Annotated in this window: 18 protein-coding genes and 3 pseudogenes; 8 read left to right on the top strand and 13 right to left on the bottom strand. The window is 69.3% G+C overall.

Going from position 1 to position 26,862, the window contains the following annotated elements; translation table 11 throughout:
* Positions 1 to 255: 255 nt before the first annotated feature.
* On the top strand, positions 256 to 486 hold the full coding sequence (locus AC3ETA_RS12440) for a DUF7455 domain-containing protein (protein ID WP_380865525.1): 231 nt from the start codon (positions 256 to 258) through the stop codon (positions 484 to 486).
* Between the two features lie 111 nt (positions 487 to 597).
* Here the strand turns inward: AC3ETA_RS12440 and AC3ETA_RS12445 are convergent, their stop codons facing one another.
* The 7 genes from AC3ETA_RS12445 to AC3ETA_RS12475 all read right to left on the bottom strand — a co-directional run bounded on the left by AC3ETA_RS12445 (position 598) and on the right by AC3ETA_RS12475 (position 12,162).
* Positions 598 to 1,455, bottom strand: a complete 858-nt coding sequence (locus AC3ETA_RS12445) for a S1 family peptidase (protein ID WP_432192908.1) — start codon at positions 1,453 to 1,455, stop codon at positions 598 to 600.
* Positions 1,456 to 1,598: 143 nt separating this feature from the next.
* Positions 1,599 to 3,143, bottom strand: coding sequence for an RNA polymerase sigma factor (locus AC3ETA_RS12450; protein WP_432192909.1), 1,545 nt, complete (start codon positions 3,141 to 3,143; stop codon positions 1,599 to 1,601).
* A 425-nt stretch (positions 3,144 to 3,568) separates the two neighbouring features.
* Positions 3,569 to 4,456: a FadR/GntR family transcriptional regulator gene (locus AC3ETA_RS12455; protein ID WP_432192910.1), complete on the bottom strand. Its 888-nt coding sequence runs from the start codon at positions 4,454 to 4,456 to the stop codon at positions 3,569 to 3,571.
* 163 nt (positions 4,457 to 4,619) lie between these two features.
* A complete protein-coding gene (locus AC3ETA_RS12460; RefSeq protein WP_432192911.1) occupies positions 4,620 to 6,605 on the bottom strand; it encodes an ABC transporter ATP-binding protein in 1,986 nt (661 codons plus the stop codon).
* Between the two features lie 166 nt (positions 6,606 to 6,771).
* Entirely contained in the window at positions 6,772 to 7,530 is a 759-nt protein-coding gene (locus AC3ETA_RS12465) for an NUDIX hydrolase (RefSeq protein ID WP_030950575.1), read from the bottom strand.
* Positions 7,531 to 7,828: 298 nt separating this feature from the next.
* On the bottom strand, positions 7,829 to 9,739 hold the full coding sequence (locus AC3ETA_RS12470; RefSeq protein WP_432192912.1) for a glycogen debranching N-terminal domain-containing protein: 1,911 nt from the start codon (positions 9,737 to 9,739) through the stop codon (positions 7,829 to 7,831).
* 614 nt (positions 9,740 to 10,353) lie between these two features.
* On the bottom strand, positions 10,354 to 12,162 hold the full coding sequence (locus tag AC3ETA_RS12475; protein ID WP_432192913.1) for a DUF4192 domain-containing protein: 1,809 nt from the start codon (positions 12,160 to 12,162) through the stop codon (positions 10,354 to 10,356).
* 304 nt (positions 12,163 to 12,466) lie between these two features.
* Between AC3ETA_RS12475 and AC3ETA_RS12480 the strand changes: the two genes are divergently transcribed.
* Together AC3ETA_RS12480 and AC3ETA_RS12485 are read left to right on the top strand one after the other, a co-directional pair.
* On the top strand, positions 12,467 to 14,632 hold the full coding sequence (locus tag AC3ETA_RS12480; RefSeq protein ID WP_432192914.1) for a RecQ family ATP-dependent DNA helicase: 2,166 nt from the start codon (positions 12,467 to 12,469) through the stop codon (positions 14,630 to 14,632).
* A gap of 314 nt (positions 14,633 to 14,946) precedes the next feature.
* Complete coding sequence (locus tag AC3ETA_RS12485) at positions 14,947 to 15,582, top strand: hypothetical protein (RefSeq protein ID WP_432192915.1); 636 nt, start codon at positions 14,947 to 14,949, stop codon at positions 15,580 to 15,582.
* A 303-nt stretch (positions 15,583 to 15,885) separates the two neighbouring features.
* Here the strand turns inward: AC3ETA_RS12485 and AC3ETA_RS12490 are convergent, their stop codons facing one another.
* The 3 genes from AC3ETA_RS12490 to AC3ETA_RS12500 form a co-directional block, all read right to left on the bottom strand.
* Complete coding sequence (locus AC3ETA_RS12490) at positions 15,886 to 16,527, bottom strand: hypothetical protein (RefSeq protein ID WP_432192916.1); 642 nt, start codon at positions 16,525 to 16,527, stop codon at positions 15,886 to 15,888.
* A 68-nt stretch (positions 16,528 to 16,595) separates the two neighbouring features.
* Positions 16,596 to 17,297: a ribonuclease HII gene (gene rnhB, locus AC3ETA_RS12495; RefSeq protein WP_432192917.1), complete on the bottom strand. Its 702-nt coding sequence runs from the start codon at positions 17,295 to 17,297 to the stop codon at positions 16,596 to 16,598.
* Between the two features lie 82 nt (positions 17,298 to 17,379).
* Complete coding sequence (locus tag AC3ETA_RS12500; protein ID WP_432192928.1) at positions 17,380 to 18,003, bottom strand: TetR/AcrR family transcriptional regulator; 624 nt, start codon at positions 18,001 to 18,003, stop codon at positions 17,380 to 17,382.
* Between the two features lie 186 nt (positions 18,004 to 18,189).
* Here AC3ETA_RS12500 and AC3ETA_RS12505 point away from each other — a divergent pair.
* Positions 18,190 to 18,345, top strand: a pseudogene (locus AC3ETA_RS12505) (MFS transporter); the annotation flags it as partial.
* Between the two features lie 149 nt (positions 18,346 to 18,494).
* On the opposite strand, the pseudogene AC3ETA_RS12510 reads toward AC3ETA_RS12505, so the two are convergent.
* Positions 18,495 to 19,628 (bottom strand): annotated as a pseudogene (locus AC3ETA_RS12510) (recombinase zinc ribbon domain-containing protein); the annotation flags it as partial.
* Positions 19,629 to 19,776: 148 nt separating this feature from the next.
* On the opposite strand from AC3ETA_RS12510, the gene AC3ETA_RS12515 reads away from it, so the two are divergent.
* From AC3ETA_RS12515 to AC3ETA_RS12525, 3 genes are all read left to right on the top strand, one after another.
* On the top strand, positions 19,777 to 20,493 hold the full coding sequence (locus tag AC3ETA_RS12515) for a hypothetical protein (RefSeq protein ID WP_432192918.1): 717 nt from the start codon (positions 19,777 to 19,779) through the stop codon (positions 20,491 to 20,493).
* A 655-nt stretch (positions 20,494 to 21,148) separates the two neighbouring features.
* The gene (locus AC3ETA_RS12520; protein WP_432192919.1) at positions 21,149 to 24,472 is read left to right on the top strand and encodes an RHS repeat-associated core domain-containing protein; all 3,324 of its coding nucleotides are present in this window, start codon (positions 21,149 to 21,151) and stop codon (positions 24,470 to 24,472) included.
* A gap of 66 nt (positions 24,473 to 24,538) precedes the next feature.
* Positions 24,539 to 25,072: a hypothetical protein gene (locus AC3ETA_RS12525; protein ID WP_432192920.1), complete on the top strand. Its 534-nt coding sequence runs from the start codon at positions 24,539 to 24,541 to the stop codon at positions 25,070 to 25,072.
* Between the two features lie 132 nt (positions 25,073 to 25,204).
* Here the strand turns inward: AC3ETA_RS12525 and AC3ETA_RS12530 are convergent, their stop codons facing one another.
* A complete protein-coding gene (locus AC3ETA_RS12530) occupies positions 25,205 to 25,558 on the bottom strand; it encodes an SH3 domain-containing protein (protein WP_432192921.1) in 354 nt (117 codons plus the stop codon).
* A 206-nt stretch (positions 25,559 to 25,764) separates the two neighbouring features.
* Between AC3ETA_RS12530 and AC3ETA_RS12535 the strand changes: the two are divergent.
* Positions 25,765 to 26,108: pseudogene (locus AC3ETA_RS12535) on the top strand (transposase); the annotation flags it as partial.
* Positions 26,109 to 26,503: 395 nt separating this feature from the next.
* On the opposite strand, the gene AC3ETA_RS12540 reads toward AC3ETA_RS12535, so the two are convergent.
* The coding region (locus AC3ETA_RS12540) for a hypothetical protein (protein WP_488187635.1) at positions 26,504 to 26,862 on the bottom strand (359 nt) is incomplete at its 5' end.

The raw sequence follows: 26,862 nt of genomic DNA on the forward strand, positions 1-26,862 counted from the left end.
AGGCATGAACCATTTAGGCTCCGGGCACGTCCTCATGAACAAACCGGCAAGCCAGCCGGGTGGGACCGACCTTGACCGACAGCGCGAAACCGTAAGCAAGACACCGACGCAATACGGCACATTCGCCGCCAAGCCGGCAGCAGCCGGCCGCCCCCGAAAAATTTCTCTCTGGGTGAAGCCACGAGCGGGAACGTTTTGGGGCTGGTTGGATGTTGACCCTGGTACGACAGCTCGTCGAGCTAGAGAAGAGGCGACGTGACTACTGTTCTGACCCCCGCGAGCCCGCTGACGGCCGCTGACCGCTGCGACCGTTGCGGCGCCCAGGCGTACGTGCGCGTCGTCCTGCTCAGCGGCGGAGAGCTGCTCTTCTGCGCCCACCACGGTCGCAAGTTCGAGCCGGAACTCAAGAAGATCGCCGCTGAGATACAGGACGAGACGGAGCGGCTTACGTCCGTTCCCGCATCGGCGTCCGACGAAGAGCGCTGACACCTCGCATCAACGACGAGCCAGCTTCCGGCACAGGCCGGTCGACGGGCGGCCGCCCCTGACATCAGGGACGGCCGCCCGCGCTCATGTCCCGCTCGTAACCGCGAGGCCTCAGCCGCCCGCCGCGGACTCCTGCGCCCCGGCCCGCGACCCCACGGCCCGTACGATCTCGGACACCCGCGTGTACACGCCGGGACTGCCCGCGCGACCGCACCCGTTCCCCCAGGACACCAGCCCGATCAGCTTCCCCCGGGCGACCAGCGGCCCGCCGCTGTCCCCCTGACAGGCGTCCCTGCCACCCGTCCGCTCCCCCGCGCAGAGCATGCTGCCGGCCATGTACCTGCCGTCACCACCGCCCGGATACGCCTGCCTGCACAGCGCGTCGGGCAGTACGTGCACCCGTGCCGCCCGCAGGCCCCGCGGATAGTCGCCCGCGCCCGTGACGTCCCCCCACCCGTAGACCAGCGCCGGCGTCCCCGGCACATAGGCAGGGTCGCCGGGACCGGCCATCCCGATCACCGCACTGGCGGGAAGGGCCTGCGAGAGACTCACCACGGCGAAGTCGCCGCTGTTGCTGTCCTCGTCGTAGTCCGGGTTCACCCAGGCGCCCCGGACGGGAATCTCCTGCCCCGCGCCCGACAGCAGGTCCGAGCGGCCGGCGATGACCTTGAAGTCGCGCACCTGCTCCGGCGACGACCCGAGGACCCCCTCGCTCAGACAGTGGGCCGCGGTCAGCACGGTGGTCCGGCCGACCGCCACACCGACGCAGAACTGACCGGCCCGCGTACCCCCGAACCGGTCACGGCTGGACAGCGCCACGGTCCAGGGACTGTCGGACACATCGACCGGGAACCCACCTACGACGACACTGTCGGCGGCCACGGGTGCTGCGGACGCCAGCGGTACGGCGGTCGCCATTGCCGCCATAACCAGCGGCCGGGCCAGCGCCCGGGCAAAGGGACGACGCATGGCGCTCCTCACTCTCGGGTGGTCATGGGAAACCCAGAGTGAGTCAGCCCGCCGCACCCCGCACCCGCTGGCCAGCACAAAGGCCCGGCCCCACGCGGGGACCGGGCCTTTCGCGTCCTGGAAACGCGTGGCGCGTGTGCGACCTAGTCGAGGTAGTCGCGCAGCACCTGCGAACGCGACGGGTGGCGCAGCTTCGACATGGTCTTCGACTCGATCTGGCGGATGCGCTCACGCGTCACGCCGTAGACCTTGCCGATCTCGTCGAGGGTCTTCGGCTGACCGTCGGTGAGACCGAAGCGCATGGACACGACGCCCGCCTCGCGCTCGGACAGGGTGTCGAGGACCGAGTGCAGCTGCTCCTGGAGGAGCGTGAAGCTGACGGCGTCGGCCGGGACGACAGCCTCGGAGTCCTCGATGAGGTCACCGAACTCGCTGTCGCCGTCCTCGCCCAGCGGGGTGTGCAGGGAGATGGGCTCGCGACCGTACTTCTGGACCTCGATGACCTTCTCGGGAGTCATGTCGAGTTCCTTGGCCAGCTCCTCCGGGGTGGGCTCGCGGCCCAGGTCCTGGAGCATCTGCCGCTGCACGCGCGCGAGCTTGTTGATGACCTCGACCATGTGCACCGGGATACGGATGGTGCGGGCCTGGTCGGCCATGGCGCGGGTGATCGCCTGACGGATCCACCAGGTGGCGTACGTGGAGAACTTGTAGCCCTTGGTGTAGTCGAACTTCTCGACCGCGCGGATCAGACCGAGGTTGCCCTCCTGGATGAGGTCCAGGAAGAGCATGCCGCGGCCGGTGTAGCGCTTGGCCAGGGAGACCACGAGTCGGAGGTTGGCCTCCAGGAGGTGGTTCTTGGCGCGGCGGCCGTCCTCGGCGATGATCTCCAGCTCGCGCTTGAGCTTGGGGGCGAGCTTGTCGGCGTTGGCGAGCTTGTCCTCGGCGAACAGACCGGCCTCGATGCGCTTGGCGAGTTCGACCTCCTGCTCGGCGTTGAGCAGCGGGACCTTGCCGATCTGCTTGAGGTAGTCCTTGACCGGGTCGGCGGTGGCACCGGCGGCGGCGACCTGCTGCGCGGGCGCGTCGTCCTCGTCCTCGTCGGAGAGCACGAACCCGGCGCTCTCGGCACCCTCGGGCTCGTCGCCGGCCTTGCCGCCGGGCGCCGCCTCTTCGAGAGCCTCGTCCTCGAGAATCTCGGCGTCGTCCTTCTTGGCGGTCGTCTTCTTGGCAGTCGTCTTCTTGGCTGCCGTCGTCTTCTTCGCCGCAGTCTTCTTGGCGGTCGTCTTCTTGGCGGCGGCCTTCTTCGCGGGGGCCTCGTCCTCGACGGCGGGTTCGGCGGTGGGCGCCGCGGGCGTGGCGGTGGCGGTGGCCTTCTTGGCGGTCACCGTCTTCGCCGCGACCGTCTTGGTGGCGGTGCGCTTGGCCGGACTCTTCGCTGCGACGCTCTTTCGGGTGCGCTTGGGCTCCGCGGCACTGACCATCAGCGTCACACCCTCTTCCTCGAGGATCTGGTTGAGGCTGCGCAGTACGTTCTTCCACTGAGTGGCCGGAATCTGGTCGGCTTCGAAGGCCCGACGCACATCGTCGCCGGCGATCTGCCCCTCAGCCTTTCCCCGCTCGATAAGAGCCATGACAGAGACGGACTCGGCGATCTCCGGCGGGAGCGTACGGGATGTGCTGGCCGACACGAACAACCTCTCGGAACGTTGAAAAACGGCTTCCGGCCCCGTCCACGGCGGACAGGAGCCGACCACCGGCCTGGGGATTGGACCGACGGTGCGGGCGGGGGCCGGGAAGATTCACAGCGCCTGAAACGGCGTCCGTATTCCCTCCGCGGCTGTCACCTCTTAGGTCATCGCGCTGTTTCCCCGAGTGTTACGCCCAATCTGCGTGGCCCGAGTCACATCCCGTAACCGATCAAAAGCACGCAGACACAGACAGAACCGGTCGCCAGCTGCTTCGACCATGCACTGTACGGCGATTCCGCCGTCCCTCGCACCGTCGGACCCGCAGGATCCGCGCGGGATCCTGCGGGTCCGACGGGAGGGGTTGCGCAGACCGGGAGCGCCACAGGAGGGGGAGGCGCCCCTGGCCGCGTCACCCTGGTGCGCGGTCAGTGCTCGCGAGGTGCGGGCACCACGCGCTCCACCTCGGGATGGACCGTGAGCAGCTGACGCATCGCGGTCTCGGCCGCCGCTCCGTCGCCGCCGGCGAGGGCGTCGACGATCCTGCTGTGCAGCGTCAGCGAGGTCTCGTTCGGCCGGTCACAGCCGGTCACGGGGCCACCGGAGACCTGCAGGGCGGCCGAGACGATCCCGGAGAGGTGCTCCAGCATGCGGTTGCCGGCGACCTGGATGAGCAGCGTGTGGAACTCGGTGTCGGCGCGGGAGAAGGTGAGGACGTCACCCTGCCCCATCGCGTGGCTCATGATCTCGACCATGTCGGCGAGCCGCTGCTGGACGTCGTCGCGCCCGTGCCCGGCGGCGAGGCGGGCGGCGAGCGGCTCGATCGTCCAGCGCAGCTCGCTCAGCTCCCGCCGCTGGTCGTCGCGCTGCGGTCCGAAGGCGCGCCATTCGATGATGTCCGGGTCGAGGAGGTTCCAGTCACTGACGGGGCGCACGCGCGTGCCGACGTTCGGGCGCGCGCTGACCAGGCCCTTGGCCTCCAGAACGCGGAGCGACTCGCGGACGACGGTGCGGGAGACCTCGAAACGCTGGCCGATCTCCTCCGGGACCAGCGGGCGGTCGGCGCCCAGGTCTCCGGAGACGATCATCTGGCCGAGCTGTTGGACGAGTTGGCCGTGCAGCCCGCGCCCGCGGCTGCCCGCGGCGCGTCGGCCGACACGGCCCAGTTCCGGCTCCGCGCTGTCCCAGGCGGGGGCTCCGACGCGGTCGGCGACAGAGGCCTCGGCGTAGGGGTAGCGGTCGAGATCGCCCGGGCCGGCGAGACCGGAGTCGGCGGCGCGGGCGGCGGTCATCATGGTGTGCGCAAGGGTACTCACGGTTCCTTTGTCGGCGGCCTCCTCAACTCCCTTGAGGTCTTTGGTGAAAAGCACACGAAAGGGTGATCGCTCACCCCGTCGCAATTGACGCCTTATCGGAAAGAAATGGGCTTTCCCCGGGGAGTTGCGAGCACGACAGGTCGGGGAACGCCACGGACGGTCGTCATCGGACCCTGCTCCTCAGCGTTGTGAACAGATAGGCGCAGAGCAGAGCGGCCAGCGACAACGTCAGTGCGCCACCCACGGGTTGACCGACGACCCGCGCGACCGCCGCGAGATACCGCTCTCCTCCGAACGGCCACTGGGACAGGAGCACCTCCCTCAGTCGCAGCGGAAATCCGGCCGCCGTTCGCACAGATGGTCCCTCCAGGACCTTTTGTACGAGGGGTACGACGACAATGGGCACGGTAACCACTGCGGCAAGGCCGGCAGTGGTGGACCGGAAAAGGCCGGCGGCGAGCACCCCGGCCCAGGCACAGCCGACGACGAGTCCGATCCAACTCGCGCTCAACGACAGCCAGTCGGCGGGAACTTCCGCGAGCTCCCGTCCGTAGACGAGGTAGAGCACCTCGATGTTGCAGCCCACGGTGAGGACGGCCAACACCAGGGCGGTGGCCGAGGCGACGAGGAGTTTCGCGGCCAGCAGCCCCAGCCGACGGGGGACGGTGCCGCGGTCCGCCGCCAGGGCGGGGTGGCGGAACTCGTCGCCGAACGCGATCGCCCCGAGCAGCCCGGCACCGAGCGCCGCGGGCGGCAGCGGCAGCTCGCGCGGCCACGCGACCAGCAGGCGCGCATGCGGCGTGTGCCCGATGCGGGCGAGCACCACGGCGGTGAGGACGGACACCACGAGCACGAGACCGGTGGTGACGAACCCCGTGCCGACACCGAGCGCTCGTCGGAGTTCGTAGCGGAGGGGGCGGAGGGGGCTGGGGGCGGGGCGGACGGAGATGGGGGGCGGGAGGTCCGGCAGATCGTGGGCGGGATGGTCGGACGCGCGTGAGCCGGCGTCCCGCGCCGAAGGCCCGCTCTCGGTTCCGTGCGAGGTCTCGTGGGCGTCCTCGCGCGCCGCGCCCCCGCCCTGCCCTTCGCCGGACGCCTGCGACCTCTCGGGGGCAGGGGCGAGATCACCGGCCGGGGTCCGCCTGCGCGCTGCGCCCCTGCGCCGCCGACCGCCGGCTCCGGCATCGGCCTTGGCCGGCGCGGCATCGTCGTGGGCCGCCCGCGCCTCCTCGTCGGCCCGCGCCTCCATCCCGTCGGGGCCCGTGTCGGACCCCGGCCCCATGTCCCCGATCTCGTCGGCGAGTTGGTGTACGAGGATGCCGTTGCGGAAGGCGATCTCGCCGACGTCGGCGCAGCTACTGCCGTACACCGAGAGACGGTTGCCGCTCTCGCGGACGACCTCGACGGAACGGTGGGCGGTGCGTGCCTGCTTGCCGAGCAGGGTGGCCAGGCGCGAGGCGTGCGGGGTGCGCACGGCGACACGGGGACGCAGCCGGGTGCGTGCGAACTCTGCGGCGTCCTGGTCGGCGACGAGCCTGCCCCGCTCCAGCGTGACGACCCGGTCGGCGGTGCGCGCGGCCTCCTTGGCGTCGGCCGTGGTCAGCAGGACCGTGCCGCCCTGAGTCGCGTGTGCGCGTAGCGCGCCGTGCAGCCAGCGGCGCTCGCGGGTCGTGAGCCCTTCCGCGGGGTCGTCGAGCACGAGGGTGTGCGGGTCGGCGAGGAGCGTGCAGGCAAGGCCGAAACGGCGGTCCATGCCGCGCGAGAGGGTGCCGAGGCGCTCGTCGCGCAGGCTGACGAGGCCGACCACCTCCAGAACCTCGTCGGCGCGGCGGGCCGGTACGCCCGCCGCGGCGCACAGCATGCGCAGATGACCGCGCACCGAGCGGGCCGGATGCCCGGGAACGTCGCCCAGAAGCACACCGACCTCGCGCGACGGATGCGCCATGCGATGCAGGGGGCGGCCTCTGAAGAAGGTGACGCCGCGGCCCTGTTGGAGTTCGAGCATGAGTCTGAGCGCCGTCGTCTTGCCCGCTCCCGCCCCTCCGAGCAGCGCGGTGACACAGCCCGCCTGAGCCTCGAAGGACACGTCGTCGAGGGCAGGGGGAAACTCCTTGCGAGGGTTGCTGGTCAGTCCGATCGCCTGGATCACCCGCAGCAAGATAGCGTGCTATGTCCGTTTTTTCCGGTAGGGCAAGGCCCTCTCGCCCGACGGCATTCCGCCCGGTCAGCCATCTGCACGGCCACGGGTCGCTTCGGCTCCGGACCGGGATACGTCGGACCGTCTCCGGACCGGCGTCGCACCTCGGTCCCGCGCGTCAGACTTCGGGGCGCAGCATCGGCGGGTTGAGCAGGGTCGCGCCACCGGCTCGGAAGAGCTGGGCGGGACGTCCGCCCTGACGGGTGGTGGTTCCCCCGGTGGGCACGAGGAAGCCGGGCGTGCCGGTCACCTTGCGGTGAAAGTTGCGCGGGTCGAGCGCCACGCCCCACACCGCCTCGTAGACCCGACGCAGCTCTCCGACGGTGAACTCGGTCGGGCAGAACGCCGTGGCCAGTGACGAGTACTCGATCTTGGAGCGTGCCCTTTCCACACCGTCGGCCAGGATCTGCGCGTGGTCGAAGGCGAGCGGCGCAACCGGTTCGCCGTCACGCCCGTATCCACCCTGCTGCAACAGTTCGTCGACCGGGGCCCAGCGGGCATTGCTCGCGTCCCCGCCCGCGCGCGGCGCCGGCAGATCCGGGGCCAGCGCCAGGTGGGCAACGCTCACCACCCGCATCCGCGGATCCCGCTTGGGGTCGCCGTAGGTCGCGAGCTGCTCGAGGTGAGCGCCGTTGTCCTGCACGGGGGCGGCGGGTTCGTGCGCCCGCAGCCCGGTCTCCTCGGCCAACTCGCGCGCGGCGGCCTGCGCCAGGTCCTCGTCCGCCCGCACGAACCCACCCGGCAGTGCCCAGCGCCCCTGAAACGGCGGTTCACCCCTGCGCACCGCCAGCGCGCACAGAGCGTGGCGACGCACGGTCAGCACGACCAGGTCCACGGTTACGGCAAAGGGCGGGAAGGCTGACGGGTCGTAGGGCATGCGGCGATCATAGTCGTCTGCCTGACGATAAACACTCCCTTCGTCGAGCCCATCGACTGTTGATCAAATTCGGCCCGGCATGGGGTGCACCGGCCTCTGACGTGGCTCGTCCTGTCGTGCGCCACCGTCCGCGGTCGCGGCACCCGGCGGGTGGGGTCATGTGTGTGCGGCGGGTGAGGTCAGGGGCTGCGCGGGGTGCGCGGTCACGGCTGATGTCGAATGAGGTCGCAGCGTGCGCCGCGCGTCGTGCGAGGCCGCGTCGGGTGAGGTGCGAGGCCGTCTCGGGCACGGCGCGTGGTCATGCTCGCAATTGCAATCCGTCGGCCGCCTCCTCGACCATGGCGAGACCCAGTCGGCTGACCCGCACCGAAAAAGGGGCTCCGGCGACCCGGAGACCGGTCAGGACGATCTCGCCCAGCGGCGCACCGCGCATGGGCCGCAGTGTGACCGTCCTCGCCGGGGCGTCCGGGCGTATGCCGACGAGGGTGGTGAGGAGCAGTGGTCCGGCTGCCGCGGACGCGGCGGCCGGGCGGCAGGCCGCCGGATGCGGGAGGGGAGCGCTTCCTTCGGTGCGTACCTCCCCCGCGTACATGTCCGGGAGCCGGTGGCCGAACGCCTCTGCGGCCGCCAGTACGCCGCGCAGCAGTGCGCTCGCCTCCTTCTCGTAGTCGGCCGCGGCGAGGCCGGCCACAGCGACGGCCGTCTCATGCACCCGCACGGCGCCGCTGCGGTGACCGAACGGGTTGTATCCCGCCTCCTTCGCGCTCAGCCCGCGCAGTCCCCAGCCCGAGTCCATGGCCGGACCGCCCAGCAGCCGGGCGAGCTGCTCGGTCTGCACCTTGTCGAGCAGTCCGGGGGCCAGTTCTCCCCCGCCGAGCAGGCCGGTGTCGAGGAGGTGGGCGGTGGCGGCACCGAGATGCGGCACCGGGCGGCCGTCCGGGGTCCGGGCGGCCGCGGGTCTGCCGCCGCCGAGGTCGTCGATCCAGAAGTCCGTCCGGAATGTTGCGCGTAGTTCCCCGGCCCAGTGGCGCAGCTCGGCACCGCCCGATCTGCCGCAGGTGTCCAGCAGATCTGCGCCGAGCAGCGCCGCACGGTGGGCGTGGGCCTCGGTCTCGCAGCGCGCAGGACCGCCTGGGTGCGGGTCCGGGAGGTAGGTGCCGTCGCCGACTGTGGTCCGCAGCCAGCTCAGACAGCGCTCGGCCGCCGGCAGGAGCTCCTCGACCTCTGGCTCGGGCAGCCCCCAGCGTCGGGCCTCCGCGAGCAGCGCGGGGAAGAGCAGCGTGGCCTCCGTGCCCGTGCACCCCGGCGGCAGATGCGTGCCCGCGTCGCGTCTCGGTCCGGGGATCATGCCGGACTGCGTGCCCTTGTCCCGGAGTTGTGTGCGGGCGAGAGTGCGCAGCGTGCCGGCGGCGAGGCGGGTGCCCAGGGGCAGGGTCATCCGGGCGGCGGCGAGGGCCTCGGCCGGTGCCAGGCCACAGCGCCAGGGTGCACCGGCAGCCAGGTGGGTGTCGGAGGGGTGGGCGGGGTCGCGCAGGAGGAGGCCTTGCAGGTCCTCGATGCTCGTCCGCAGCAGGCTCTCGACCCTGGGGTCGTCACCGGCGGCCCGGGCCGGAGGCAGCGGACTGGTCGCCGCCCGGCCTACCGCACGCACGGGTCCGGCTCCGTCCGACCGCACCCTCAGCTCGATGTACGCGACGCCTCCCGGCGGCAGCTCGAACTCCCAGCGCAGCAGTCCTGCCGAGGCCAGCGCGTCGGTGGGCGGCGGATCGGCCATGACCGTCGAGCGTCCCCTGGCGGACGACCACCGCAGGCCGGAGTCGTGGACGGTGGCGGGGAGTTCAGGTCCTGCGTTGCCGCATGCGACGGCACCGATGTCGGCCAGGTCCGTGGCCAGTGCGACCTCGACCGGCAGCCGGAGCAGGCGAACTGCCGCACTGCGCAGGGTGATCCGTTCGGTGCCGTCCGCGTGGCGGGTTCGCTCCACGACGACGTCCGGGTCGGGGCCGGCCAGTGGGGAGGTGCGCAATGTGCCCACGAAGCGGACGCAGTCTGCCGCGGTCATCCGGGCCTGCACCGCGAGGGGTTCACGTCCGGCGACGCGAATCTGGCAGCGGGAGAGCACGCGTCGACCCGCGCGGTAGAAGCCGTCGAGGCCTTGGCCGGTCAACTGGCCCTGGTCCGAGGAGATCGCGAGGCCTGGGAGGGCCACGCAGAACAAGGCGTTGTGGGTGGGAGGCAAGGCGGTGGAGGTGCGTGCGGAAGCGGTGTGCGGAGAGGGTGTCGGAGTCGGGTTCGTTGGCCTTTTCGGACGGTGCGGCCTGGCCGGTTGTTGCGGGAGCCTGGTGTGTTGTTGCTGTTCCGGTAGCTGTGGTGGGGTCCAGCTCTTGACGGTGGGCGACGGCCAGTCGGTGGGGGTCGGCCAGGGCGCTCCATGGCTGGCCGGCTGGACGGTTCGAGGAGCGTCGCTCGGAACCCTGAGCGTGTGCTGCACCCCAGTGCTCCCGCCGCGAGGCGGACCTGTGTCCTGCCGTTGGGAAGGTACCGGCCCGCGGGCTGTCGAGCGGTCGTCGGCGGCCGGCGGGGGCGGAATCGGCTGTGGCATGGTGCGGCTTCCTCTGCGCTCATCGCACCGCGGGCGAATGCGGCGCCGCCCGGGGGATCCGGAGTGACAGGGGCGGTTCGGCGGCACGACCGGTCCAGGCGTTCCGCCACTCAGGTGAACGGGGTGGGATCGCTCCAGGTCACGCCCGGCACGGGGTAACCCCGGCGCGTCAGAATCTCGTTCAGCTCGACAGCGCTCCTCAGTGCTCGGTCCGCGCCGGTTCACGCCTCCCCCTCGACGCCGGTGTTCTTGGGGCGCGTGCCGTCGAGGCCGACCTCGCCCTGACGTACAGCTCCCTGTTTCGGGCGGCGTCCAGCGGCGCTCTTCACCTCGCTCGGTGCAGAGCTCTTCGTCGTGCGTGCAGCCGCGGGCTTACCTGCCCGCGCTGCAGAGCCACTCCGCGAACGCGAACTGGTGCCCTTGGCCGTACGCGACCCCGCATCCTTCGATACTCCCGACGCGTTGCTGCCAGGCCGCGCGGCCTTCGGGTTGCCAGGCCGCGCGGCCCTCGGATGAGACCCGGCCGCCGTACGCGCACGTGAAGCGCTCGACCCACGCTTTCGCACGACGGCCCTCGCGACACGGGAGAGCCCGCCGGCCGAGCCCAGGGCATGGCGGGACCGCCCAAGATCCCCCACTTCGGACATCGACGCATGCTGCCCGGCCTCGCCCCGCATCGAGCCACCAGCCGGCTCCTCGCCATCCCCGAGCACACCCCGCGGCGCCTCATCGGCCTGCCCCTCGCGCCTCGCGCGCTCAGTTCGCAGGCAGCGGCGAATCGACTCGGGGTCCAGCCCCTCGTTGCAGGCCTGGTGCAGCAAGCGAGCGAAGAGATAGTCACTGTCAGCGCCCAGCGCCATGGCAAAGGCCTCGCGGGCCTCCACCTCATCGCCGGTGGACCAGGCGACCCAGCCGGCCAGGGTGAGGGGCGCCGCGCCATGCTCCCGGTACGGCCCGACGCAGCGACGGGCCAGTGCGCGCCAGAGCCGTAGGGCGGGTGGGGCCTCGTCGCCCTCCATCCACTCGGCCACGCGGTCGCGCGTCACGCGGTCCTGCAAACCCAGAATGAGCCTCGCGGCTTCGTCATGATCGAGCAGCTCGTCGTCACGGAGATCCGCGGTGAGCGTTCCGGTCACGGCCGGGGCCGCCGCGAACCGGTTCCGAAGCAGCTCGGCGAGCTCCAGCGTCTCCACGCTCACGCCTGCGCGTTGCTCGTCGTCGAGGATCCGGGGGACCAGGGCCATCCCGCCCCGGTCGAGGGCGCTTTCCTGCTCCAGGGCGGCTGCGGTCTCCAAAGGCAACAGCCTCGCCCGCAGTTCGCTCAGTGTTCCACGGACCTGCACTCCGGCGTATGCGGCCGCGGCCGCCAGCACCGACGTACCGGGCAGGCCCATCGGTCGGCCCTCGGCCGGACAGCACTCCGTCCGGTCGCAGCAGTAGGACCAGTAGCGGCCGTCCGAGATGCAGAGGGCCTCGACCACCGGCACGTCCAGGCCGCCGCACGCGAGGCGCATCTTCTGGGCCAGCGGCCGCAGCCGTTCCATCACCTGCCGGCCCGTCTCGCTCTGGGCCGGTTCCTGGCAGAGGAAGGCAACGATCTGTTCCGGTCGGGCTCCCCTGCGCTCGCTGCCCGTCACCAGGCCGTGGGCCAGCTGTGTGGCCGCGGCGTCCCAGTCGTCCACACTCGCGGGGATGCCGAGCCGTGCCCGGCCACCGAACCGGCCTCGGCCGTCCCTGTCGTGCAGGGCGGCGAGCACCATGCTGTCCTCGGGGCGGTAGCCGAGGAGGTACGGCAGTGCGTCGGCCAGCTCGGCCGGGGTACGCAAGGTGACCTGGTGCTCGGGCAGCTGGCCCTTGTATGCCGTGCAGTCGAGCGGGTTCTCGCCTCGCGCACCTCCTGGACTCTCGCCGTGCCCGCCGCGCATGTCACGCGCGTCGTTCGGGTCGGTTGCCCGAGGGACGGGAGGCTGCTCCTGACCCGTGGTGCCGTCGTTTTCAGGAGATCCGGTGGCTTCGCTGTGGTTCGTCATGCGGAGACCATCTCGCGGATCTTGAGACTCCGCTTTGCGCTGTGGATAACTCCGACCAGGGACACGACAACGGGAACGATCGAGGCGGACCGCCTCAGCCACTCCACTCCACGCCATGTCCTGCCCTGCCCTGCCCTGCCCATGATTTTCGACCGTGCGGCACTGGTTCTCGACCCTTGCGACGTCGGATGCCCAACCTGTCCAGCCCTCCATGCCTGACCCCCGCCTGTGCCCGACCCGTCCGGCCGCCTGTGCCCGACCCGTCCGGCCCCGGATGTCAGTCCCGTCCTGTTGTATGGAACCCATGGAACACACGAGCAACGCGGATCTGCGGACGGCCGCCGACGCGGTCCTCGCCCGCCTCGTCGGAGACGCCACGGGCACGGCCCGGCTGCGCGAGGACCAGTGGCGAGCGATCGAGGCACTGGTCGCCGACAGACGCCGCGCACTCGTGGTCCAGCGGACGGGGTGGGGCAAGTCCGCGGTCTACTTCGTGGCCACGTCCCTGCTGCGGTCCCAGGGCAGCGGGCCCACCGTCATCGTCTCCCCGCTGCTCGCCCTCATGCGCAACCAGGTCGAGGCCGCCGCCCGCGCCGGCATCCACGCACGCACCATCAACTCCTCCAACACCGAGGAGTGGGACACGATCCAGAGCGAGATCGCCGCCGGTGACGTCGACGTGCTGCTCGTCTCGCCGGAGCGCCTCAACAACCCCGACTTCCGCGACCAGGTACTGCCCAAGCTGGCCTCGGCGACCGGCCTGCTCGTGGTGGACGAAGCGCACTGCATCTCGGACTGGGGCCATGACTTCCGGCCGGACTACCGACGGCTGCGCACCATGCTCTCCGACCTTCCGCCCGGAGTACCTGTGCTGGCGACCACCGCCACCGCCAACGCGCGTGTGACCTCCGACGTCGCCGAACAGCTCGGCACCGGGGGCACCTCGGACGCCCTGGTGCTGCGCGGCCCGCTGGACCGGGACAGTCTGAGCCTGAGCGTCCTGCGCCTGCCGGACGCCGCACACCGGATGGCCTGGCTCGCCGATCACCTCGACGACCTGCCGGGCTCGGGCATCATCTACACGCTCACAGTGGCCGCTGCCGAGGAGGTCACGGCCTTCCTGCGGACACGCGGACACCCGGTCGCCTCCTACACCGGCAAGACGGAGAACGCCGACCGCCAGCAGGCCGAGGACGACCTGCTCGCCAACAGGGTCAAGGCCCTGGTCGCCACCTCAGCGCTCGGCATGGGCTTCGACAAACCGGACCTGGGCTTCGTGGTGCACCTAGGTTCGCCCTCCTCCCCCATCGCCTACTACCAGCAGGTCGGTCGTGCCGGCCGCGGTGTCGAGCACGCCGAGGTGCTCCTGCTTCCCGGACAGGAGGACGAGGCAATCTGGCAGTACTTCGCCTCGCTCGCCTTCCCGTCGGAGGACCTGGTGCACCGCACGCTCGATGTCCTCGCCCGGTCCGACAGGCCGCTGTCCCTGCCCGCCCTGGAGCCCTTGGTCGAGCTGCGCCGCTCCCGTCTGGAGACCATGCTCAAGGTCCTGGACGTGGACGGCGCGGTCCACCGGGTCAAGGGCGGGTGGATCGCCACCGGGCAGCCCTGGGTGTACGAGGCCGAGCGGTACGACTGGGTGGCCCGGCAGCGCAAGGCCGAGCAGCAGGCGATGCGCGAGTACGCCTCGACGACGGGCTGCCGCATGGAGTTCCTCCAGCGTCAGCTCGACGACGAGGGAGCCAGGCCCTGCGGTCGCTGCGACAACTGCGCGGGCGCGCGCTTCACCGCCGATATGTCATCGGGCGCGCTGGACGCCGCGCGTGTCGACCTCGGCCGAGCGGGCGTCGAGGTGGAGCCGCGCCGCATGTGGCCGACCGGCCTCCCGGCGATCGGCGTCGACCTCAAGGGACGTATCCCGGCCGGTGAACAGGCAGCTCCGGGGAGGGCTTTGGGACGGCTGTCGGACATCGGCTGGGGCAACCGTCTGCGACCGATGCTTGCACCGCACTCCCTGGACGGGCCCGTGCCCGACGACGTGGCGAAGGCGGTCGTGGGTGTCCTGGTCGACTGGGCAAAGGGGCCGGACGGCTGGGCTTCCGGAGCTCAGGACGCTGTGCCGCGCCCGGTCGGTGTGGTCACCATCGCCTCACGCACCCGGCCGCAACTGATCAACTCCCTTGGCGCGCGCATCGCGGAGGTCGGCAGACTCCCCCTGCTGGGCTCCCTGGAGTACGCCGGTGAGGGGTCTTCGGTCTCCCGGAGCAACAGCGCACAGCGGCTGAAAGCGCTGGACGGCGCGCTGAACGTGCCTGCCGACCTGGCCTCGGTCCTCTCCGAGAACCCGGGCCCCGTGCTCCTGGTGGACGACTTCACGGAGACGGGCTGGACTCTCGCTGTCGCCGCTCGCATGCTCCGCCGCGCGGGGGCGCAGGGGGTCATGCCATTGGTTCTGGCCGTCCAGGGGTGATCACGGCCGACACGAACCGCGATCGCCAAGCCCACCTCCTTCAGGGCGTACACCCTCGCCCGATGGGTACGAGCCGATTGCGCACGGTCGCCGCATGCGTCTCGCAGTCATGCACTGGGTAGGGATATAACCCGCGCACCGTCAGATATCGGTCGGTGGCCCCAATTGCTCGTTGCCGCATTCCGGTTCGGCAGGAAGAATTGGAGTCCGCTCCCCGTGCGGCTCGTCCGTGATTCGGATGGGCTCTGCCGCGGCGTGCGCTCCCCCGAATCCGATCTCGCCCGCAGTGTGGGCGCGTAGCCGAAGGGAGGACCGTGACCTTCGGATTCGCTCCGTCCTCCGCGGCATCCATGTCGACGTCAGCCGACCTGTCCGCCGCATCCGCCAACTCCCTGGCCCGCATGCTCGAACCCGCCGAGTGGGCCGCTGCGGGCATTCCCCTGCTGCGCAACCCACGCGAGATCGTCAGCGGTCTTCACTCGCGGCACCGCCCCAGGCCGGCGACCGCAATCGTCGCCGTGCTCGACGCGGAGGAACGGCTGCGGGCGAGTGCTTCGTTCACCCGCCAAGCGGCCCCTGCCGACGGCTGGATGTTCCGCAACGCGCTGCTCTCGCAGTTGCGCCGGGTCATCCCGCACGACCTGCGGCGCCGCACTCCGGTGCGCACCGCCGTGTTGCTCTACTGCCGCGAGGGCGACGCCCGTTGGACGGAGGAGGACGGCGCCTGGATGTGGGGCCTGCGCGACGCCTGCACCCTGCACGGCCTGCGCTGCGGGGCGTACATCACGCTGACCAACGACGGCTGGCAGGTGCTCGGCGAGGGACGCGGCGGCCGCCGCCCCAACGCCGACTCGGTGCCTGAGCCCTTCGCGACGTCCGAGTCACCGGTCCCGCTGCCACGCACCGGCGGGGCGGCGTCGGAAGTTCTCCGTCGCGCGGCTGCCCGCTGAGCACACCGGACGCCTGCTCCCGCCCAGAACCAGACGTTCCCTGAGGACGCATACCGAAGCTTCCGGCCGACAACCGGATACGACGTACACCCGTCGCGGTTCACGGCGTACTCGGAAACCGGTCCACGACGACATGTCGTACATGGACCCGCCCCCCGAACCTACGGGGCCTGAGCACGGTGAGTTCCCCACTCGTGCGTGCACTCCAAAGGCCCCACCGTGCGGAGACGCCGCCACAGCGGCGTCCCGTCCCCCGACGTCCTGCGTCCTGCGTCCTGCGTCCCACGGAACGAACCGGAAGGATCAGACGCCCGCGCCCAGCACCGAGTTGATCCGCTGCGGATCACCGCAGACGATCAGCAGAGCACCGGCCTTGCCGAGAGCCAACGGCAGGACGCCGGCGGCTGCGGTGTCGGGACCGCCGTTGACGGCCACGACGATCACGGGACGCGCCGTGGCGCGGCTCGCGACGGAGGCGTCGGCGTAGAACACGTCGTCACCGGCGTCGTGCTGCGCCCAGTAGGAGGTGTCACCGAAGGACAGCTCGTGGGTGGCCCACGGGTGCTGCTCGCCGGTGGTGATCACCAGTACCTCGCCGGGAGCGCGACCCGAGTCGAGCAGCAGGTCGACGGCTTCCTCGGCAGCGTCGAGCGCTCCCTCGGGCGAGGCCGGGATCAATTGGATCTGCGGGGTCGCCGACGCCGGAGCGGGGGCGACTGAAGCAGCGGGGCCCGACGGTCCGGGCTTGGCACCGGCCACATCACGCGGCGTGCGTTGCACCGGCGGCGCGGGCCGCACGGGCCCGGGTCGGCCGGGACGCGACGGAGCCGCTGGGCGCGGGCCGGGTACGGGACGGGGGGTCGGCGCGGTACGGCCACTGGCCGGCATGGCGCGGGGACCCTGGGCACTCTCGTGAATCTGAGGCTCCTCGGGAATGAGAGGCATGAGTTGATGTCTATCAAACGCTGGTACGGCTCGCGTCAGCGGGTGGCACATGAGTGCGAGCGGAATCGTCAGAAATCGAAGCCGAGCTGGCCCTCGATCTCCGGAACGCTTCCGTCCGCCCAGGTGCGCACCTTCTTGAGGTGCTGCCACTGAGGCAGCGCATCAAGATACGCCCACGACAACCGGTGGTACGGGGTGGGTCCCCGCTCCGCCAGTGCGGCCTTGTGCACGGGCGACGGATACCCGGCGTTGTCCGCAAAACCGAAGTCTGCATGGTCGATACCCAGTTCGGCCATCATTTTGTCGCGCTGAACCTTGGCAATCACCGAGGCCGCCGCGACAGCCACGCAGGACCGGTCGCCCTTGATCACCGTACGGACCTTCCAGGGAGCCCCGAGATAGTCGTGCTTCCCGTCGAGGATCACGGCGTCGGGGCGGACCGGAAGGGCTTCCAGGGCACGGCACGCCGCCAGTCGCAGCGCGGCGGTCATCCCGAGTTCGTCGATCTCCTCCGGAGAGGCGTGCCCAAGGGCGTACGACGTCACCCACGTCCGCAATACCGCGGCGAGCTCGTTGCGGCGCTTGACGGTGAGCAGCTTGGAGTCGGTGAGTCCTTCGGGGGGACGGCGCAGTCCGGTGATCGCCGCGCAGACGGTGACAGGTCCGGCCCAGGCGCCGCGCCCCACCTCGTCGACACCGGCAATGATCTTCGCTCCGGTCGTGGCTCGAAGGGAGCGCTCGACGGTGTGAGTAGGCGGTTCGTACGGCATGGCGCCCTTAGCCTACGCCGCCCGGAACTCGCTTCGACACCCTGGTTCCCAGAAGTGATCTCCGGGCCGGTAAAGCGATGCGTCAGCCACCTGCCGGACGGAGCAGCGGGACCATGAGGTGGTCGATCATTTCCTCGAGATCCCGGTCCTCCCATTCACTCCCGCACATCTTTGACCGGTACATCATCATCGCCGGGATGGCGTCGAAGACGTAGCCGTTCGCCGCGTCCCCCCGCACCTCTCCCCGCTCAATGCCGCGGGTGATGACCTCACGCAGCAATGCGATCGTCGGCTCCACGACACCTTCGAAGATCACCCCATGAAACCGTTCGGCCTGGAGGGTGTCGCATTCGTGAATCACCGAGCGCAAGGCGAATCCCGGGCGCGAGTACATCGCCTCACGCGCCAGGCGGCACAGCGCCAGCAGGTCCTCGCGCACGCTGCCGAGGTCGGGGGGCGACTCGAAGTTCGGCAGCCCGGCCCGCAACGCGTCGGCGACGAGGTCCTCCTTGGACGGCCAGCGACGATAGACGGCGGCCTTGCCGGTCTGCGCACCGGCGGCGACGCCCTCCATGGTGAGGCCGTTCCAGCCGACGGTACTGAGTTGCTCCAGTGCGGCTTCAAGGATCGCGCGTTCGAGCACGGCGCCGCGCCGACGGAGAGAGGCCGACCGAGCGGGGGCGGCCGTCCAGCGCGAGGTAACCATCTGAGCGTCTCCAACAAACAGGGGAAGCGGGGATTCCGGGGACTGGGAACTCGCCACGCGGCACATAGGGGGACATGCCGCGCGACGGCAATACGAGTGAACGCTTGCGTTCAATACTGGGGACTCACTACGGTTGTCGCGACAGTGAACGCGAGCGTTCACTAAGGCACTTGTGGGGGACCCATAGTGACAACCTCTCAGTTGATCAAAGATCAGAAACCAGGTGCGGCACGCCGGCAGGGACATCCCGGTATCGCGCTCACCGTCATCGCGGCCTGCCAACTCATGGTGGTACTCGACGCGACCGTTCCATCGCGCGTTTCACCGTCCCTGTCATCCTCATCGTCACCGTCATCGTCCGTGTGAAACAAGCGGGGGTCGACCACGCCCTCGACCAGCATGTCAGGCAGCGGCGGCTCTTTCGATGGTTCGGGCACCGGAACGGCCGGAATCGCCAGGGACTCCGTCAGGGTTTTCACGATGCGCTCCCAGGTGCCGTCCGCGTTCCAGCGGGTCCAGCGGCCCATGAGGGACTTGCCCACTCCATGGTTCAGACGGGAAGCGGCCTCATTCCACGTCTTCGCCGTCCGCGCTTTCCAGAGAATCGCTTCGACGGAGTCACGGGCCGGAAGATCAGTGGACTTTCCCGATCCTCTGCCGGTCTTCGTGACAAGCGGCTGGATGACCGCCCACGCCGCATCGGGGATCTCGACCGGAACGAGCAGGCCGCGCTCTTTGAACCACGCGCCCACAGCACAGCCCGCGCGGCCCTTGCGTACCGGGACGGGACCCTGAAGGGTGACTTTGAGATCGATGAGATCGATGACGTCTGCCCGTTCCGCTTCGTTCATGAACGGCATCTGGGCACGGGCTCGTTCGGCGAGGGCATAGAGGTCCCTCGCTCGGCGCTCGGCGGCTTCGTTCTGGCGCTGCCATGCGATGGCCTCCTCTCGGAGTTTGCGTAGCTGACCGAGTTCGGCATTCATGGGGCCGGTGGACTGGGTCACCATCTGGGTGGCGGCGTCCTGATCCAGCCCTTGCTGTGCGGCCTGGATTGCTGTCGCGGACATCACTGTGGCGATCGCCCTCTCTTGGACGGCGATCTGGGCATCGAGTTCCTCGATACGGTCGGCGTGCCCGTTTCGGGCGCCGAGCGTGACATCAGCCCATTCCTGAGCCAGATCGATCAACGCGTCCGGGTCCTTGAGGAGTTTGCTGATGCGCCGCCACACTTCCTGCTCGATCCTCTCCGCGTCGATCTGACTGCAGCCGCACACCGGGCCCCCTGCGTGGCGGGACTGCTTGCCCGCGCAGATGTACTTGCGCCTTCCTGTGATGGTCTGGATCTGTCCGACGTAGTGGGCGCCGCATCGGCTCACGATCCGCTTGGACAGCGGATAGGCACGCGAGCGCTCACGCGCTGCCCGTTGCGTGCCGATACGGGCAGTCGCTTCTTTCAACTCACGGACTTCTTCCTCCGTGAACACCTCGTCCAGTTTGATGACGACCGTGTCTCCGAATACGGGGTTGCCGTCCCTGTCGAGCTTGGTGCCGCGCCCGGATCGCGCGTCCTTGGAATGCGGGTCCCTGAACACCTGCACTCCTTCGAGTACCGCGCGGGACATCACGCGCGCCCGGAGATTCTCCCTGGACCAGGGGACTCCCGAGCGTGTCAGCAGCCCTTCGGTGTTCAGGACGACCGCGGCCTCAGTCCAGTTCTTGTCCTCGTGCACCAGGAGGTAACGGGCACGCCGCAAGGTGATCGCTTCGCCCTTGGGAGCGCAGTCCTCCCCGTACACGTCCAGTACCAGCCGGCTCGCCCTCGCCGCAGGCCTGGGCCGCTCCACCACCGGCAAGGCCCTGGTCACCCTGGAGGAACATCGCCTGGCTATCCGCACCCCCGGCGGCCACGACGGCCCCCGCCGCACCCCCGACCACTGGCGCGCCGCGCCCACCGGCGAGAGCACCACCAAGGACGCAGAGAGCGGCCAGGAAACCGTGACCGCCGAGTCGACCGACTCCGCCTCCAACGCCCCGGAGCCGAGCGCCGAAATCCCGAACAGTGATGCCCCGGCCGACGAGGCCACGCCGAACACCTCCGCCTCGGCAGACGGCGACAGGACAGACGCCGCCAGCGTGCCGGTGGCCGATGCAGCCCCGGATGCTCCCGCGCCGGACGCCGAGCAGAGCGAAGACGACGGCAGCGCAGACGACAGCCCGCATCACACGCAGGACAACGACGCCGCGAGCGCCGAGGACGCCCCTGCCCCGCAGCGGCAGCCGACAGCCCCGGTGGAAGCGAACGCCCTGCCGGGCGAGAAGACGCGGCTCGCACCCGGAGCGCTGCGACAGATGGTCATCAACCACCTGACAGCGCACCCGGGCGAAGCTTCACCGCCACGGGCATCAGCCGTGTCATCGAGAAGTCCTCGGGCGCCATCGCCAACGCCCTGGACAAACTGGTCAAGCAGAACATCGCCGAGCAGGTGAGCGACCGCCCGCGCACCTACCGGCTGGCAACGCCGCAGGCCGACTCATAGCCGACCCGACACAGCGAACTGGGCGGGTTCCCAAGTGGACATGGGAACCCGCCCAGTTCTCTGCCGTATGCCGTCGGAGGTCCCCAGCGTCAGCTGTCCGGCCCTGGGCGGCGAGAATCGGTCATTCCGGCCTTGTGCATGACACCACGAGATTCCTCCACTTCACAGCCGTCACGCAGATTCGCCTGCTGAGCAGCAGCCTCAAACGTCAATTCGAGCCTCGGTTCCGGTCGGCCGCTGCTCCTCCGCCAAGATCCGCTGCGGCCCTTGCCTGCGTGTCCGCCCTTCTGCCTATGGTGGCCGCCGCTTCCGCCAGTCCAGGTCAGCGGCATACGCACCATTGGGGCACTGAGGGGATCACCCGGCCGTAGCCGCTGCTCATGCGGGCATCCGGCGGACGCGTTCCTGAACCGGCACGGGGAGCAGCACACAGGGCACGTCAGGCCCGCACCATCCCCCTCTGCTGCACGCACGTGCGGGCCGTTCACCCATGCCCGCCTGTCTGCTCCCCGTGCCCGCTGCCCAACAGCGAAGGGATTGAGGTGTCTTCCAGAGCCATACGTACGTTACGCAGACGCACCCGGATCCAGGCAAGACGCGCCACCGTGGCGGCCGCAGCCGCTGTGGCCCTCACCGCCAGTGCCGTTCCGGCGCTGGCGGATCCCGGGCCGGACAAGCCCGGCACCGTGTGGGGGAAAAGCGACGAGAAGGCGAAGATGCCGCCGGTGAAGGTCGGCAAGACCAAAGCCCCCGGCACCCAGCGGGAGAAGGTTGCGGCACTGGTCGCGCAGTGGCGGGCCGCCCAGGAAGCCAGAGCGGAGGCAACCGGCAGTGCCGAGCGCAGGGCGCCTGAGGCGGACGCTCTTGCCGCCTACGTGCCCAAGGGGCAAGGGGCGGTGCCGTGGCACCAGATCTCCGACGTCCGTGTCACCGACTCGCTGGTCGTCCGGGTCAACTACTCCACCGGCAACCTGATGCTCGCGGACACCGCGCTCCAGCTCGCCGGCGTCGGCAAGCAAATGCAGCTCACCCACACCTACAACTCGCTCGACGCACCGTGGGGCAAGGTGTCGCAGCGCTGGTGGACGAACTACGAGCGGTACCTGCAGATCCTCGACGATGAGGGCAAGGTGGTGCTCTATGACGCCACCGGCGGGTCCGTGACCTTCACCGAGAAGACGGACGGCGCTTACACGGCCCCGAAGGGGTACCGGCTGGACCTGGAGAAGAACTCCAGCGGCGAGTACGTCGTCACCGACCGCGGCTCGGGCATGAAGGACACCTACAGCCCGTCCGGCACGCTGGTGAAGGTGACCGACCGCAACGGCGGCCACATCCTGATCGACCAGCACGACGAAGGCGACGAGCACAAGGGCTTCAAACTCACCGACTCCCGCTCGGGCCGCTTCGTCGACCTGGTCAAAACGGACGCGGCGCAGTGGCAGGCGAAGGACAACACGGGCCGCACCGTCGTCTACGACCTCAACCCCTCCGGCGACTTGGCCAAGATCACGGATACCGAGGGCAAGACCACCGAGTTCGGTTACGACTCCGACCGCCGCCTGACGAAGATCACTACCCCCGAGGGCCGGGTGACGGTCTTCACCTACGACGCGGACAACCGCGTGACCTCGATGAAACGGGCCACCGCCTTCGACGGCTCCGGCGAGACCGGCCCCACCTACACATACGCGTACACGACTGGTGAGGGTGAGGCCGGGACCACTACGGTCACCGACCCCGCCGGGCACGCCACGAAGTACGAGCACAAGGCGGACGGAGAGATCACGAAGGTCACCGACGCCCTGGGCAAGACGCGGGAGCGCACCTATGACGCCAACCTGAATCTGGAGACCGCCACCGACGCCATGGGCGTGGGCGGCGAACCCGGCAACGTCACCGCCTACGGCTGGGACGCCCGCTCCAACCTCTCCTCCCTCAAGCTCCCCACAGGCGCCACCGCGTCGCTGACCGGCTACAAGACCATCGCGGGCGCTGACGTCCCTGGGAAGATCACCAGCGCGGACGGGGTCGAGGTCACCTACAGCTACGACGACGCGGGCAACACCACCAAGGAGACGGTCGCCGGCGCGGACGGCGGCACCCGCACCTTCACCTACAACCCCGCCGACACCACCTGCGGCGGCTTCGAAGGCCAGCGGTGCACGGTCGAGGATGCAGTTGGAAAGGTCACCAAGTTCAGTTACGACGCCAAGGGCAACCTGACGAAGGTCACCTCGCCCAGCCCCCTGGGCGCGACCTCGTACGCGTACGACGACGCTGGCCGGGTGAAGACCGCAACCGATGGGCGCGGTACCGCGGTCACCTTCACCTATGACCACCGCGACCGCATCACCAAGGTCAACGGCCCCACAGGGTGGTCCGAATACACGTGGGACGGCGACGGCAACCTCAAGCAGCGCTCCGACGCCACCGGCCTCACCAAGTACGACTTCGACCCGCTGTCCCGCGAAACTGTACGGACCTTGCAGGACGGCTCCCAGACCGTGCTGGAATACAAGGCCGAGGGCAACGTCGAGTCGTACACCGACCCGTCCGGCACTGTGACGTACGGCTACGACGAGGTCAACCGCCTCACCTCGCTCACCGCCGCGGACGGCAAGAAGACCACGTACGAGTACAACGCGAACGACGCCCGCACAAAGACCACGCTCCCCGGCGGAACCGTGGAGACGATCACGCGGGACAAGTCGAACCGCGCCACAAGGATCACGGCGACCTCCGAACTGGAAGGCACCCTGATCGACATCGCCTACTCGTACGCCTACACCAGCGGCGGTGTCACGAAGGACGGCACTCAGATCCGCACCCGCACCGACCACGTGGACAACCTGAAGCGGACGTACACGTACGACACCGCCGGGCGCCTGCGGCAGGCGCAGGAAACCAACACCTCCACCGGCGACACCAACAACAGCTGGCTGTACTGCCACGACAAGGCCGGCAACCTCACCTCCCAGAACGGCAACCTCCCGGGCTCGCGCGCCGCGGCAGCGGATGACACGTGCCCCGGCGGCACCACCTACACCTACAACGACGCCTCGCAGATCACCGCCGTGAACGGCGACACCACCGGCTGGTCCCACGACAAGGCGGGCAACGAGACCGCCGCCCAGCCTCTGCCCGACGCAACGCGCACGAGCGCGTGGAACGACTTCTCTCAGATGACCTCCCTCACCACAGGGGGTAGCGAGTTCACCGCCCGGTACGCGTCCACCGACCAGTCCGAGCGCACACAGTTCGGCGACACCCTGTTCCACCACGGGCCGGTCGGCCTCTCGGCACAGACCAAGGCCAGGGTGGACACGAACTTCACGCGTGAGCCGAACGGAAACCTCAACTCGTTCCGCACCGGCGGCAAGGCGTACTACTACCTGACCGATACGCTCGGCTCGGTCGAAGCCGTGGTCAGCGAACGCGGCGAGAAGGTCAACTGGTACTACTACAGCCCGAACGGCATCACCGACGCCACCGAGAAGGTCCACCAGCCGTTCCGGTACACCGGTGGCTACCAGGACCCCACCGGCGTGTACCACTTCAAGGCCCGCTACTACGACCCGCAGATCGGCCGGTTCACCCAGCCCGACCCCGCCGGCCTCGAAGCCAACCCCTACCTGTACGCGACCGGCGACCCCACCAACATCATCGACCCCAGTGGTCTCTGGAGCATCGGCAGCGTCCTGGGCGCCACGCTGGGAACGGCAATCGGGGCCACCGTGACCGTGGTGACCGGAAACCCGTGGGCAGGCGCCGCAATCGGCGGATGCGCCTGGGGCCTGGTCGAGGAGTCCTACAACGAATCCTCCTGGGGTGACAGGTGGAAGGCCTGCGGCACCAACGCAGCCGCCGGCGTAGCTACTGTCGGGATCGCCAAGTTCGTCAGTTGGGCGAGCGTCGGGCGCCGTTGACCACCCCTGGGGCCTGTGCGTACCGGCTACCGCGCTCCGGCCCCAGGTTCCCAAAAGGAGTGCCCGATGGGTGACATCGACGTACGCGTCAAACTGGCGGCGAGGCGCGGAATACGTGCCCGCATCATCTTGATCATCTGGTTGGGCGCCATCGTGCCCCTGCTCGTGATCGCCCTGTACAAAACCCTCGGGCTCAGCTCCGACCCCGTCTTCTTCTCCCTCTGGTTCGGCGCATTCTTCCTCATCTACTACAGCGGACAGTCATGGAAGAACGGCAGCCGGGTGCAAGCGCTCCTCGACGAGGCCGAATCCGCGATCGTGGTGTTCCCAGCCGGCCGCCCCCACACCCCCGCGGCATGGCGCACGGTCCGTGGCTGCTTCGTCGTCCTCACCGAACGCCGGATCCTGGTGTTCGCGTACAACAGGCTCCTCGACACCCCCACCGGCCTCCTGCGGTCGGCCGACCTGGGCACGGCTTCTGCCGAACTGCGGTCGGACGGACGTCTCCTGACCATCGCGGAAGGAGGGCACCGCATGGGGTTCCGGGTGGCCGAGAGACGCAGGAAGACGACAGCGGACTTCGTGTCCAAGCTCGGATGACGAGCAACCGCCCATTCTCCGCCCTTCGGTACGGAGCACGGAGCACATCCCGAGTCCCTTCTCACGGACATCAGTTTCCCGACGAGAAGACGAGCGGCGCTTCCAGAGCAACGGCACAAACGCGGGGTCCGGTCACCCGCCGGTGGACGTCAGCGCCCCCTTGCCCCAAGCCACCAGGGACGAGTGCACGTACCCGGCGCCCCCTGTGCGCTTCATCGTGACCTTCACCCATATGCCCTCGCCCTCGGCTCGGCCATGCGCGGTGCAGGTGTCCCCCTTGTACGCGGTGCCGAGCGGCTTCGCGGACTTGCGGGGCTTTGCGCACACCGTGGTCGAAGACCCGGTGATACGGCAGTAGTCCTGCTTGAGGGCCACCGGTGCGGCAGCGACATGCGCCGGCTCGGCGGCAAGTACCGGAACCGACATCGCGAGGAGCGGGACGACAAGCAAGCACGGGGTGAGCAGCGAGGCGTGACGGCGGGACAACGGGCGCTCCTCAAATGCAGGTTCAGCGGCGTCAGCGCTGAAGATTGCTGCGCATCTCGCCGTACCCGCCGTCCTGTTTGCTCCAATTAGCCGCATGTTCCGCCGATTCAGGTGATGTTGCACTGCTTCGCGTAGGCGCCGGTCGTTGCAGGGGGCACCCGGCGAGGCGTTCATGCCCAGCCCGCGACAGCAGCTATTGCGCGGGGCCAGAGCTCGACCTCGAACTGCGTCACCGCAGGCGGGCCCGCTGCGAGGACCGCATCCGCGCCGCCCGCGCCACCGGCCTGCGCAACCTGCCCCTGCACGACACCGCACAGAACCAGATCTGGCTGGAGATCGCCTCCCTCGCACTCGACCTCCTCGCCTGGATGCCGATGCTCGCACTGACCGGCAAGACCCGCCGCTGGGAACCCAAGAAGCTCCGCCTGCGACTGTTCTCCGCCGCCGCCCAACTCGTCACCACCGGCTCCGCTTCACCGCCCGATGGCCCTGGAGCAACGTCATCACCCACGCGATCGACCGGCTCCACGCCCTGCCGAACCCCGGCTGACCAGCCACTTCACCCACCTCAACCAACCGCACCACCACACCGGTGAAGTGGAACCCGGCGCCCACCCGACGCGACAACCGGGCCATCAGCCTGCCCGAAAGCAGAAATCCCCGGTCCGAACGAGCAGAAAGGGTCCGTCAGCAAGCTGACGGACCCTCATGCAAGATCGAGGTTAACGCCACTTCCACGGGCTGTGACTTCGTCATCCAGCCATAACAACCGAAACGACCCCATCAGTTGAACTGATGAGCCGTCACGAAATGCCAGGGCTCACGATTGCGATCCCGCAGAAAATGGAACAGGAACACCGCCGGAGTACAGTTTGACTCGCTAAAAAGAGAATCAGAGGTGGATCGACCACAGACGTAATGAGTTCGATGCTCGCCAGAGACATTTCACTCATCGCCTCCGGATTTCCGTCTGACTATGTTCCCCAGCACGACAGCCACACCGATGGCAAAGAGCGGGGGCATCACCACGGCGACCGGACCTCCCAGTGCTCTCGCGAGCTGAGTGACAATCACGATCAGAACAGCTAGCGGGAGCAATGAGATCAGAATCAGTCTCGTCTTCTTCGTCATTCTAGGTTCCGCGTCTTCTTCACCGACTCCTCTATCCGTTTCAGTGAGCGGTTGAGACGCGCCATGCTCATCAGGGAAGTAACCCTGTTCACCACTGGAGCACTGCCGCCCAAGTACCCGGTGACGCCACCAGTTGCCGTAGACATCACGAACGACGTGGTGTTCCAGTTCTT

The sequence above is a fragment of the Streptomyces sp. bgisy027 genome (genome assembly GCF_057710365.1).

Coding starts and splice junctions, on each gene's coding strand:
- AC3ETA_RS12445 (WP_432192908.1), bottom strand. CDS start 1,455: ATGCGTCGTCCCTTTGCCCGGGCGCTGGCCCGGCCGCTGGTTATGGCG.
- AC3ETA_RS12465 (WP_030950575.1), bottom strand. CDS start 7,530: ATGCCCTACGACCCGTCAGCCTTCCCGCCCTTTGCCGTAACCGTGGAC.
- AC3ETA_RS12475 (WP_432192913.1), bottom strand. CDS start 12,162: ATGACGAACCACAGCGAAGCCACCGGATCTCCTGAAAACGACGGCACC.
- AC3ETA_RS12480 (WP_432192914.1), top strand. CDS start 12,467: ATGGAACACACGAGCAACGCGGATCTGCGGACGGCCGCCGACGCGGTC.
- AC3ETA_RS12490 (WP_432192916.1), bottom strand. CDS start 16,527: ATGCCTCTCATTCCCGAGGAGCCTCAGATTCACGAGAGTGCCCAGGGT.
- rnhB (WP_432192917.1), bottom strand. CDS start 17,297: ATGCCGTACGAACCGCCTACTCACACCGTCGAGCGCTCCCTTCGAGCC.
- AC3ETA_RS12500 (WP_432192928.1), bottom strand. CDS start 18,003: ATGGTTACCTCGCGCTGGACGGCCGCCCCCGCTCGGTCGGCCTCTCTC.
- AC3ETA_RS12525 (WP_432192920.1), top strand. CDS start 24,539: ATGGGTGACATCGACGTACGCGTCAAACTGGCGGCGAGGCGCGGAATA.